General features: G+C 47.3%; 9 protein-coding genes and 1 riboswitch. Of the genes, 7 read left to right on the forward strand and 2 right to left on the reverse strand.

Features of this window, described 5'->3' with window-relative positions; translation table 11 throughout:
• Nucleotides 1-29 precede the first annotated feature (29 nt).
• The 3 genes from CB4_RS03985 to CB4_RS03995 are packed head-to-tail and all read left to right on the forward strand — an operon-like array spanning nt 30 to nt 3,953.
• A complete protein-coding gene (locus CB4_RS03985) occupies nt 30-2,078 on the forward strand; it encodes a sigma 54-interacting transcriptional regulator (protein WP_096463685.1) in 2,049 nt (682 codons plus the stop codon).
• 4 nt (nt 2,079-2,082) lie between these two features.
• Nucleotides 2,083-2,973 carry a 5-oxoprolinase subunit B family protein gene (locus CB4_RS03990; RefSeq protein ID WP_096463686.1) on the forward strand — a complete coding sequence of 297 codons (891 nt, stop codon included), beginning with the start codon at nt 2,083-2,085 and terminating at the stop codon, nt 2,971-2,973.
• Nucleotides 2,970-3,953, forward strand: a complete 984-nt coding sequence (locus CB4_RS03995; RefSeq protein ID WP_096463687.1) for a 5-oxoprolinase subunit C family protein — start codon at nt 2,970-2,972, stop codon at nt 3,951-3,953. The genes CB4_RS03990 and CB4_RS03995 overlap by 4 nt, the downstream gene beginning before the upstream one ends.
• 59 nt (nt 3,954-4,012) lie before the next feature.
• On the opposite strand, the gene CB4_RS04000 is transcribed toward CB4_RS03995, so the two are convergent.
• Nucleotides 4,013-4,990 (reverse strand): NAD(P)H-quinone oxidoreductase, encoded by a 978-nt coding sequence (locus CB4_RS04000; RefSeq protein ID WP_096463688.1) that lies wholly within the window; start codon nt 4,988-4,990, stop codon nt 4,013-4,015.
• 92 nt (nt 4,991-5,082) lie between these two features.
• Between CB4_RS04000 and CB4_RS04005 the strand changes: the two genes are divergently transcribed.
• Entirely contained in the window at nt 5,083-5,568 is a 486-nt protein-coding gene (locus CB4_RS04005) for a hypothetical protein (RefSeq protein WP_096463689.1), read from the forward strand.
• Nucleotides 5,569-6,222: 654 nt separating this feature from the next.
• On the opposite strand, the gene acnA is transcribed toward CB4_RS04005, so the two are convergent.
• Nucleotides 6,223-8,949 carry an aconitate hydratase AcnA gene (acnA, locus tag CB4_RS04010; RefSeq protein ID WP_096463690.1) on the reverse strand — a complete coding sequence of 909 codons (2,727 nt, stop codon included), beginning with the start codon at nt 8,947-8,949 and terminating at the stop codon, nt 6,223-6,225.
• Nucleotides 8,950-9,170: 221 nt separating this feature from the next.
• On the opposite strand from acnA, the gene CB4_RS04015 reads away from it, so the two are divergent.
• The 3 genes from CB4_RS04015 to CB4_RS04025 all read left to right on the forward strand — a co-directional run bounded on the left by CB4_RS04015 (nt 9,171) and on the right by CB4_RS04025 (nt 11,987).
• Nucleotides 9,171-9,920: an IclR family transcriptional regulator gene (locus CB4_RS04015; protein WP_096463691.1), complete on the forward strand. Its 750-nt coding sequence runs from the start codon at nt 9,171-9,173 to the stop codon at nt 9,918-9,920.
• A gap of 34 nt (nt 9,921-9,954) precedes the next feature.
• Nucleotides 9,955-10,785: a DMT family transporter gene (locus CB4_RS04020; RefSeq protein ID WP_096463692.1), complete on the forward strand. Its 831-nt coding sequence runs from the start codon at nt 9,955-9,957 to the stop codon at nt 10,783-10,785.
• Between the two features lie 119 nt (nt 10,786-10,904).
• On the forward strand, nt 10,905-11,987 hold the full coding sequence (locus CB4_RS04025; RefSeq protein ID WP_096463693.1) for an HD-GYP domain-containing protein: 1,083 nt from the start codon (nt 10,905-10,907) through the stop codon (nt 11,985-11,987).
• 59 nt (nt 11,988-12,046) lie between these two features.
• Nucleotides 12,047-12,152: riboswitch (SAM riboswitch) on the forward strand.
• The last annotated feature ends 68 nt before the right edge of the window (nt 12,153-12,220 follow it).

Below are 12,220 nucleotides of genomic sequence, written 5' to 3' on the forward strand. Positions count from 1 at the left end.
GAATTTTATAACATATAAAGGTGGTCCGCATGGTGAAATGGAAAGAGATTTTGCATCCTATTCCGATTCTTGCTGCAAGGGATTGTACCATTCGCCAGGCGATTCAGCGCTGTCAGCATGCCCAGGAGAAAATTTTATTCATTGGTGATGGACAAACAATCGTGGGATATGTGGATGAGAGCTACTTGCTAAGGCAGGCTGCAGATGCGTCTTCTTTAGATGACCCTGTTGTGTACTGTGAGAACATTCTTGTCGTCGAAGAAGAGGCAGTGGTTGAGTTTTATCACAATATTTCGGTCGTGCTCGGTAAGGATCTCTCAGGAAGATATATAGGGTTTACGACGATTGAACGGGCCAGGCATGAAGCGACCGGCTTAAAGCTGAACCAGCTGGAACAAATTTTTGATGGAGCAGGAATTGGAATTGTCACAACAGACGAACAATCACGGATAACTTTTTTGAATGAGCAGGCAGCTGAGATATTTGGGATGCCTCAGGATGTATTGTTATATCGAAAGTATGAGACGCTGCTATCTGCGGAAAAGCAAATGAACGCAGTTTTGTCGGGCAAGCAGCTTGTTAGTGTATCGAACTATTTTAATTCAAGACATATCATCGGCAACTTCTCTCCACTGTACCAGAGCGGTCAGGTTGTTGGTAGTGTTCATCTGTTTTATTTGCAGGAACACCTGGAAGAGGCTGTGCGTGAGTTAAAATTCGTGCGTAATTTGAATGAGGATTTGCAAGCGATTTACACGTCTGCTAATGAACAAATTGTGGTCGTGAATGAGCACGGTGTAGTGATTCGGTTATCCGGAACGTTTTCGCGTGAATTCTGGCTTGTGCATGGACCGGAAGCCGTCATAGGTCAGTCCATATATGAATTGGGGCAACAGGGGATTTTTCCGACAGATATTGTGACGAACTGCTGCCGACAAAAGCAAAAAGTCATGCATGTGCAGACGATGAAGAGCGGGCGCAAAATCTGGGCGGTAGGGGTGCCGGTCTGGCAGCGGAAACGGATTGAAAAAGTGGTCATTGTCCTGCGAGATATTACAGAATTAAATGAATATCAGATGGAACATGCCGATGATTTTGGACCAGAAAATGAAAAGCAACCAATGAAGTCGTTGATCTATCGTTCAAAAGCGATGGAGACCATTGTGGATCAGGTGAAGATGATTGCGGAGGTAAACTCCACTGTCCTCTTGCTTGGAGAGTCCGGGGTCGGTAAAGAAGTATTTGCGCAGACCATTCATGATCACAGTTTGCGCCGGGACAAGCCATTTATTCGTGTGAACTGCGGGGCGATCCCAGAGAATTTGATTGAAAGCGAGTTTTTCGGATATGAAAGTGGAGCGTTTACTGGAGCTGATCGGAAGGGGCGAGCCGGTCTGTTTGAAGCAGCGCACGAAGGAACGATTTTTCTCGATGAAGTAGCGGAGTTACCCATGAATTTGCAGGTGAAGCTGCTACGGGTGCTTCAGGAGAAAGAAGTGCGTCGTGTCGGTGGAACACACAGTATTCCAGTCGACGTGCGAGTTATCGCTGCCACAAATAAAGACTTAAAGCAGAAAGTACGGGAGCAGACCTTTCGAGAGGATCTATATTATCGATTGCATGTAATTCCGGTGCGTATTCCGCCCTTGCGTGAGCGAGCGATTGATATTATTCCGCTATCGCTTTATTTTCTGGAACAGTTCAGTACGATGTATGGCAAGGAAAAGCAGTTGTCGCGGCAGGCGGTAGAAGTGCTAGAAACATACCAATGGCCGGGAAATGTACGAGAGTTGCAAAATGTAATCGAGCGTCTCGTTGTCACAACACGTGGCCTTTTCGTTGAAGAAAAAGATGCGCTTGCTACTTTGTACGGAGAAACCGATGAGGAGCAGACGATAGAACCGATGATCATGCATATTAGGCCATTAAAAGATGCGCTTGAACAGGTGGAAAATGAGCTGCTGTCCCTGGCGCTCCGAAAATATGAAACAGCATCCGATGCTGCACGGGTACTTGGGGTCAGTGAGGCCACGATGAGTCGTAAAATTAAAAAATATTTTCCATTTGGAAGGGAGTGAGCGGATGTTTGCACTGGCAGAGACGCGATTTTCATTTGTGGGGGACGAATATATATATGCAGAAATCTCGCGGGAGATGGATGTGGCAAGCGCATTTAAGGCGCTTGCTGTTGCGAGAGCTCTTCAGGAGAATAAAATTCCTGGTATTCTGGAGATTTGCCCTGCTAATGCATCGTATTTAGTCCGGTACAATCCAGATGTGATTGCTCCCTGGGAGTTGATGGATTATATAAAAGAGATTGATTTGAAAAACAACAAGCTACAGGAGATGATACTTCCAACTCGGATTCTGGAGATCCCAACATGGTATAACGATCCGATCACGAGAGAATACGCACAACGCTTTCGTGAGCGTAATTTGAATGAATGTATTTCTGACTTTGATTTCGTAGTAGAGAAGACGCGCTCTGCGGATGGAGATGCCTTTATCGCGAGACATTGCAGTACCCCGTATTTAATTACGATGACGGGATATATCCTCGGAACAGCATGGGAATTTCCATTGACTGCGGAACCGGCATCGGTCATCGAAGTGCCGAAATACGTAAGTCCGCGCACGACGACTCCGAAGCAAGCAGTAGGGATTGGTGGCGGGTTTACGGTTGTATATCCAGTGGAGAGCCCGGGCAGTTATCAGTTGATCGGAATGACCCCGGTTCCGGTATATCATCCAGAACAGCAGCTAGCTGAGTTCGCAGATACGTTCTTTCTTGCTCGTGAGGGAGAGGTCTGGGTACACCGCGCCATAGATGAACGGGAATATGATCAGATTGCCCAAGAAGTAGCGGCAGGAACATACACATATCGAGGCAAGCAAATTGAGCTGTCTTTTCAGCAGTATGCACAGGAAGGCAAGGCGTATATGGACTCGATTATGAAGGAGCTGTACGTATGATCGAGTTTATTACGTCGGGGGTGTATACGACTGTACAAGATTTGGGGAGGAGTGGATTTTATCATCTCGGGGTACCGCCTTCTGGAGCTGCGGACCGCTACTCTTTTCAGATTGGTAACATGCTTGTTGGCAATCCTGTGTCTTATGCGGGGCTTGAATTTAGGATGCTTGGTCCTACGCTACTATTTCACAAGCGAGCGATCATCGCTATTGTCGGTGCGCCAGTCGATTGTTTTGTGAATGGGATATCTGTTCCGATGTGGCAGAGCTTAGAAGTAAAAGCGGGTGATCAAGTATCGTTTTCGTTTGCACAGCAGGGAGTTTGTACGTATATGTGTATAGCAGGCGGAATCCAGCTATCAGAAACGCTTCATAGTCGATCAACGTATATGGTGAATAAAAATGAAAAGTTTGGTGGCTATAAGGCAGTAGCAGGTGGAACTTTACAGTTTGGCGAGTCCGCAGAAGGACTGGGCTTTTATGTGGAGAAGAGCATTCCAGAGAAGTATTGGCCTTCTTTTGAGAAAGAACAGCACATTAATATGGTAATGGGCCTCGGTGTATATCGAATTAGTGATGAAGGAGTTCGGAACTTTCTAGATGCGGAATGGGAAGTGGGGACGGAATCAAGCCGTGTCGCCTATCGCTTGCAAGGGGGGCCTGTACCGTTTGAGGATAGTCCCCCTTCATTTGGAGCCGGGAGTCGATCATCTAATATTGTGGATATTGCATATCCGGTTGGGGTTATTATTGTGCCGAATCCAGAGGAGATCATTATTATGATGAACGATGCAACAACAGGTGGCGGGTTTGTTACCATCGGTGCCGTAATCAGCTCGGACCTTGATCTACTAAATCAATGTCGACCGCAGACGAAGGTACGGTTTTGTGCCGTAACGTTGGAGCAATCGCTTATGCTTCGGCGCGAGAAGCAGCAGCGATTGGCTGCGGTAGCAAAGTATCTGGAAGTAGTCATATAACAAATGCCAAAAGCACAGGAGAAACACGATCCCTGTGCTTTTTCTATGAACTTTATGAATTATGGCAGAGTTAAAATGATTTTTCCGGTATTTTTATTTTGTTCCATATGAGCGTGAGCTTCATTTACCTGTGTCCAGTCCCAGGTAGAATCAATCACCGGGACAAGACGTCCATCTTGAAAACGCGGCAGGGCAAACTCACAAAATTCTTGAGTGAGAGCGAGTTTTTTCTCCACGGGCTGGGAACGAAGCGCCGTTCCGATAACCTGTAAGCGGCGGCTGAGAAGCAGACCAAGGTTGATTGCCCCCGCTTTTGCTCCACCCATCGTGCCGATGATCACAAGTCTGCCGTCTACGGCCAGTGATTTAATGTTTTGCTCCCAATATGACGCGCCGATGAAGTCGAGAATGATGTTGACGCCTTTTCCATCGGTTGCTTCTTTTACGGCATCAAGGAAAGGACCGTCTTTATAATTGATCAGTGTCGAAGCGCCAAGTTTCCGGCAGGTAGCAAGCTTCTCTTCACTGCCTGCTGTTACGATTGCGGTTGCTCCTGCTTCGCGTACAAGTTGAATGGCTGCTGTCCCGACACCGCTTGCCCCAGCGTGAATGAGTACATTGTATCCAGGCTGAAGTCCACCAAGCCAGAATAGATTCAGGTACGCGGTCAGGAATACTTCCGGGATGGCTGCTGCTTCTGCAAAACTGAATGAATCGGGAATCGGAATTGCCATGCCTGCGGGAATCACTGTTTTTTCAGCGTATCCACCACCTGGCAGCAATGCGCAGACGCGATCACCTGGTTTATGGTTCACTACATTACGTCCGACTGCCTCGATCACCCCTGCCATCTCAAGGCCGATAATCTCTGAGGCGCCTTTTGGCGGTGGATATAGACCGCGTTTTTGTAAGAGATCGGCTCGATTTAAGGCCGTTGCTTTGACTTGAACTAGAATTTCATCATCGCCTACTGTTGGATCGGGTGTTTCTCCAATGTACAGATGTCGGGTTTCTTTTTCTACAAGTATAGCTTTCATGATAATCCTCCTAACGTGACAGATGAAAAATTAGAAGCCTGTCTGTATATATGGTATCGTACATATATGATAAAAGGAAAGGACGAGAGTATATGAATCAATCAAAACAATCTTTAAGCAAGCAGACGGCCATCTCACATGAAGAAATGGAAGCACGGATGCAGGAAGTACAGGCATTAGACTCCAAAGAGCGTGAACGATACAGTATGGTGAAAGATACATACACGGGTGAACATTATGTGCGCTATATACAGCATCATCTTAACCTGATGGAGGGTGGGGTGGAGGAAGTGTACGATTATCTTCTGCCCGTTGATACGGATGATGTGCTGTCGATTGTGCTTGGGGAACAGGAATATGATTATCCGAAGCAGTGGGAGCGCTCGTATTTGCGTGGCAGTCATATAGATGCGTATATCTGGTTCGATCCATCTACACTTGAAAGAGAGGAAGATGAGGAACAGGTGGCGCAGGAGTTGAGTGATATGCTGGATGGATTCCGTGTGCAGGGGAAGTTCGATGATGATGCGATTCGGGAGCTGTTTAAGCGGATTGATGAGAGGTTGGATCATGAGTGAGGACATGAGTAGCAAAAGATTTGTTTGATGGATGGATCTGTCCAAAGTGTAGTGGAGGAGCGGAGAAGGAAGCCGCCTGTCACTTCGGTACGCTTTGCAGGGAAGTGGATCAGGGCCGCTCCAGGGTTCAGGCACACTCGCCCATAAAAGGGCAGGATGTTAGGTCATGGAAGGATTATGGGCAAAAGCCCGTGCGCCCCAAACCCTTCCGCTAGGTAGCGCGTACAGGCGTTCCGTGGCGACTTCCTTCTCCGCTCCTGCCCATACTTGGGCAGGTCGATGATCAAGCGCAATTCTTTTGTTGCTTCGCCCCGCTGATTGTTTTTATTTTTTGATCCAACTTTGTTTGGGAGGAGAGAAGAGAGAAGTAAGAGAGCGCCTGTACGCTTATCTCCCAGCGGAAGGAGAACGGCGAACGTGCCTTTGCCCGCAATACCTCAGTGAAGAAACATCGTGGGTCCTCTTTTGCGGGCGAGTTCGCCGGGCTCCTGGAGCGGACAGTCTAGACTTCTCTGCCAAGCGTACCGAAGCGAACGGCTTCTCTCTTCTCTACTTCCATCACTAAGCCTTGTCGATTCCCAAAAAACAAAAAGAAGAGCGGTCCTGTGTCGGGACCGCTCTCTTTGCTGTGTGTATATGAGGATGGATTAAAAATTAAACGTTAGCTTTTTCTTCTGTTGCGATTTGACGAAGTACAGTTTGCAGGATACCGCCGTTACGGTAGTATTCTACATCGACTACGCTGTCGAGACGAACGATTGCGTCGAACTCGAAAGAAGTACCGTCTGTACGTGTTGCTGTAACTTTGAATGTTTGACCTGGTTTTACATCGTTGCTCAGGCCAAAGATATCAAATGTTTCAGTACCTGTCAGGCCGAGTGATTCTGGGTTTGTGCCTTCAGCGAACTGAAGTGGAAGAACACCCATACCTACGAGGTTGCTGCGGTGGATACGCTCGAAGCTTTCAGCGATAACCGCTTTAACGCCAAGGAGGAATGTACCTTTTGCTGCCCAGTCACGTGAGCTACCAGTACCGTATTCTTTACCCGCGATAACAACGAGGGAAGTGCCAGCTTCTTGATATTTCATAGAAGCATCGTAGATCGGCATAACTTCGCCAGTTGGCAGGTATGTTGTTACGCCGCCTTCTGTGCCCGGTGCCATTTTGTTGCGGATACGGATGTTTGCAAACGTACCGCGCATCATAACTTCATGGTTACCACGACGGGAACCGTATGAGTTGAAGTCTTTGCGTTCTACGCCATTCTCGCCAAGGTATACGCCTGCCGGGCTAGCCGGTGCGATGTTACCTGCTGGAGAGATGTGGTCAGTTGTAACGGAATCACCAAGGAATGCGAGAGCTTTCGCACCCACGATTTCTTCAATGCTGCCAGCTTCGTTGCCAAGGCCAGAGAAGAACGGTGGATGTTGGATGTAAGTAGACTTGTCATCCCACTCATACAGCTGTCCTTCTGGGAATTCGATTGCGTTCCAGCGTGGGTTCGCTGTGAATACGTTGCCGTACTCTTCTTCGAACATTTGCGCTTGAACTGCTTGTGCAACAGCTTCTTTGATTTCTGCATTTGTTGGCCAGATGTCTTTGAGATATACTGGTTGACCATCTTTTCCTGTACCGATTGGGTCTTTGGAAAGATCGATGTCAACTGTACCTGCAAGTGCATATGCCACAACAAGCGGCGGAGAAGCCAGGTAGTTAGCTTTTACTTGTGCGTGTACACGGCCTTCGAAGTTACGGTTACCGGACAGTACAGATGCAACAGTCATATCGTTGTCTGCAATTGCCTGGCTAACTTCTTCTGGAAGCGGACCGCTGTTACCGATACAAGTTGCACAACCGTAACCAGCGATATGGAAGCCAAGAGCTTCAAACGGCTGAATCAGACCTGCTTTTTCCAGGTATTGTTTTACAACACGGGAACCAGGAGTGAGGCTGGATTTTACGTATTCCGGTTTCACAAGGCCTTTTTCTACGGCTTTTTTCGCTACGAGACCTGCGCCCAGCATAACGCTCGGGTTGGAAGTGTTCGTACAGCTAGTGATTGCCGCGATCACAACAGCACCTGTGCCGAGTTCGGATTTCTTACCGTTTTTATGAGAAAGTGCTACTTTCTGTGCGATTTGTTCGTCGCTCAGACCGAAGCCGCCTTTTTCGATTGGAGTGCGGATTGCATCGTTGAAGGCACCTTTCATTGCAGTCAGTTCGATACGGTCTTGTGGACGCTTCGGACCTGCAAGTGTTGGAACAACTGTGCTCATGTCGAGTTCAAGCGTTTCAGAGAATACTGGATCAACAGTATCATCTGTACGGAACAGACCTTGTTCTTGGTAGTATGCTTCAACAAGAGCTACTTGCTCTTCGCTGCGACCTGTTGCACGCAGGAAGTTAAGAGTTTCTTCGTCAACTGGGAAGAAGCCCATTGTTGCGCCGTATTCAGGAGCCATGTTGGCAACTGTTGCACGGTCTGCCAGAGTGATGTTGCCAAGGCCTGGGCCGTAGAACTCAACGAATTTACCAACAACGCCCTTCTTACGGAGGATGTTAACGATTGTGAGTGCCAGGTCAGTTGCTGTAGCACCTTCTGCCAGTGTGCCAGTCAGTTTGAAACCAACAACTTCAGGAGTTACGAAGTAAAGCGGCTGTCCGAGCATACCTGCTTCTGCTTCGATACCACCAACGCCCCAGCCTACTACGCCAAGACCGTTGATCATTGTTGTATGAGAATCCGTACCTACGAGAGAATCCGGGAATACTTGTACTTCACCGTCTACTTCTTTTGTAGCTGCTACTGATGCAAGGTACTCAAGGTTAACTTGGTGAACGATACCTGTTGCTGGTGGAACAGCACGGAAGTTGTTGAATGCTGTTTGTGCCCAGCGCAGGAAGCGATAACGCTCAGCGTTGCGTTCAAATTCAAGTTTCATGTTGTTTTCAAGCGCATCCGGGTTACCGAAGTCGTCAACCATTACAGAGTGGTCGATTACGAGGTCAACCGGTACGAGCGGGTTGATACGCTCTGGGTTGCCGCCCATTTCTTTCATTGCAAGACGCATAGCAGCGAGGTCAACAACCGCTGGTACACCAGTGAAGTCTTGCAGTACGATACGAGCAGGTGTGAAAGGAACTTCCTGATTCGCATCGCGCTCTTCAGTCCATGTAGCGAGCTTTTTCACGTGATCTTCTGTAACAGCTACGCCATCGAATTGGCGAACTGCTGCTTCAAGCAATACTTTAATGGAGAAAGGCAGTTTAGAAATTGGACCAAGTCCTTTTTCTTCGAGAGCCTTAAGAGAATAGTACGCGTACGATTTGTCGCCGACTTGCAGCGTAGAATGTACACCGTAAGTGTCTTGTTTAGCCAAGTAAATTCCCTCCCGTACAAATGTATTAGTTTCATTGGATGAAACTCTGTTTCTGTTTCCACAACACATTATACTGCTTTTTTACCCGTACGTACACTAGTAAAATCAATTTTTTTTGGTGAGGGTATCATTTACGGATGAATCTCACATAAGGTATAATGAACAATACTGCAACAGGGTTTCGTTCTGCGAAACTCTATTCAACCAGGAAGGTGAGCGGGATGGAAACAACAGATGCGAAGATGACCGTGCGTGCCGTAGACCGTGCGCTTGATATTCTTCTTTGTTTTATTGATGAACAGGAACTGACGCTGACAGAGATTGCACAGCGGGTCAGTCTGAATAAAAGTACCGTATATCGCCTGCTTGGATCGCTTGAAGGTCGGGGATTTCTAACACGTGATACAGTGACGGAGAAATACCATCTCGGCTTCCGTGTTTGGCAGCTGTCCGCGAATTATCCGCAGCAGGGAGACATTGGGACGGTACTACTTCCGGAGATGACACGTCTGCGCGATGAGATCGGGGAGACGATCAGCTTATATGTACGCAATGAGCAGGAGCGGGTACGTATTCAGGCTGTGGAGAGCCGAGAGACGATCCGTCGTGTTGCGCCGATCGGGGCGCATATGCCACTTGCGGTGGGTGCATCAAGCAAAGTATTGGTTGCTTATGCGCCGCCGGATGCCCAGTTGCGCGTATTGAATGATCCGGCCTGGCCAAAGGCGGTCGATAAAGGCAGCTATATGGATCAGCTTCAGGAAATTCGCCGCAATGGTTATGCGACCAGTTCGGAGGAGCGGGAAGAGGGAGCGGCGGCTGTATCCGTCCCGCTGTTTAATGTGCGCGGTGAGATGGTGGCAGCCCTATCGGTATCCGGGCCTTCGAATCGGCTTACATCAGAGAAGATGAAGCAGAATGCCCCTCTTGTAATGGAAGCAGCCCAGCGGATGGGAAACATGTTACAATAGAAAAAAAAGCAGAAAGAGAGATGGGAAGAACATCATGTGGCTTGCAGCAGCGATGACAACTGCGTTTTGCTTTGGGGCAAATAACACGATTTTTAAGTGGAGCACATTGCGGCGGCTATCGAAAGTAAACATCCAGTTTTTCTTTTATTTTGTCGCGTTTTTGCTGACACTGGCGTATGGTTTGCGTGAGGGAGCGTTTCATACGAATTGGCTTTCCGTTATATTGGGTACGCTGATCGGTATTCTGAATGCTAATGGGAATATTCAAATGGCGCGTGCTTTTGAGAAAGGACCAGCTAGCCTGACATCGCCGATTATTGCAGCCAATGCGATTCTGCCGGTTCTGGCAGCGGGACTGATCTTTAATGAACAGATTCCTTTTCTGCACTGGCTCGGGGTTTTTTGCATGATGGGTTCTGTGATCGTTATTCAGTACACACCGGGAAACAAAGGAGGTACACAATACGGTCCATGGATTGTCCGGATTTTACTGGCATTTGTGTCCTTTGGCTTGCTTGGAATTCTTATGAAAGGCTCATCTTCATTACACATTCACTCGTTGGACATGCTCGTATCGATGTACGGAGGAGGAAGTGTATTCCTGCTTTTCTTGCTCGGGCGTGAAAAGATTCAGCGCAAAGAGGTGCAAATAGGAGCGGTTGTTGGAGTTCTAAGTGTAATCGGGTATAGCTGTTACTTTTATGCCTTGCAGACTGGAACGGCTAGTATTGTGTTTCCTGTAGTAAGTCTGAACTGCCTGGTCGTCATTTTGACGGGCTGTTATTTGTTCAAAGAACGCCTTAAGTTATATCAAATATGCGGCATATGTACTGCTTTGTTAGGACTTGTCCTAACGAAAATATAGGAAAAAACGGCCTCTCTTTATAAAAAAAAGGGTGGCTTTTATTTTACAAGGGATAGTAATTTTGTGTTACAATTTGGGAGGAGAAGAGTAAAGGAAGAAATCAAAAGGTGGTTTTGGACGTGAAAAAACTGCATATCAGCTCGGTTAAACCGGGGGATAAGATTGCAAAAACGATTTATTCTGAAACCGGACATGTACTGCTCGGTGCTGGTCTGGAATTAACCGACCGTTACATTAACCGCCTTGAGCAAATGGGAATTGATACCGTATACATAGAAGATAAACATACAACCGATATCATTCCAGAGGATATCATTAGTGATACGACACGACGTCAAGCTATTCAGACTGTTCATAAAACGATGACTAGTCTGCTTGATCAGCCGCAGGTGAAAGGTCGAATGAGTGTCCCGGATATGGGGAAAACCTTTCGGGACGTATTCGGGAGCATTATGGGGGATTTAAGCGGTCGCAAGGATGTTCTCGTCAATCTAGCAAACCTCCATACATTAGACGCTTATTTGTTCCACCATTCTGTTAACGTAGCCGTTCTTGCTGGGATTATCGGTCTAGCTAAAGGATATAATCAGAACCAGATGCTAGATCTCGGGGTAGGAGCCCTTCTGTTCGATATTGGAATGTCGCAGCTTCCAAAAGAGCTGTGGAACAAGCGAGGGGCACTGACAGACGAAGAGCGTTCCAGAATTGAAAATCATACAGAAGATGGATTTAATATTTTACGTTATCAGTACGATGTATCCTTGCTGTCTGCTCACTGTGCATTGCAGCATCATGAACGCTATAACGGATCAGGGTATCCACGCCAGCTTCGGGAGCAACAAATTCACGAATACGCACAAATTGTTGGGATTGCCGATGTGTATGACGCACTCACATCGCACCGTTCCTATCGCCAGCACTACACGCCGAATGAAGCAACGGAATATTTGTTTGCGGCAGGGAATTCATTGTTTGATATCGAACTGGTAAAGCTGTTTGTCAAGCATATTGCCGTTTACCCGATTGCATCGGTTGTTGTATTGAATACAGGGCAGGTCGGGGTCGTATCCAGCGTAGATCCGCGTTCGGTTCATCGTCCCGTTGTTCGGATTACGAAGGAGCGGGATGGTAGCGAGGTTGCATCGCCATATGAGATTGACCTGCGCAATGAGACGAATCTTGTGATAACCCGCACGTTATAATTTGGTGGTTGACTGTTTTTTGATAATGATTAATAATTAGAAAAAATAAAAAGAAAAGCTTCTTATCAAGAGAAGGCTGAGGGACTGGCCCAATGACGCCCGGCAACCGGTATAGATATACACGGTGCCAAATCCAGCAGGAATATAATTCCTGGGAGATAAGGAATGCGATTGCCTTGTATGTATAGAGACAAAAAGCCTTCCTTTGCCGAGGAGGCTTTTTTTATTTGCCG

The organism is Aneurinibacillus soli, from assembly GCF_002355375.1.
GTDB classification, from domain to species: domain Bacteria; phylum Bacillota; class Bacilli; order Aneurinibacillales; family Aneurinibacillaceae; genus Aneurinibacillus; species Aneurinibacillus soli.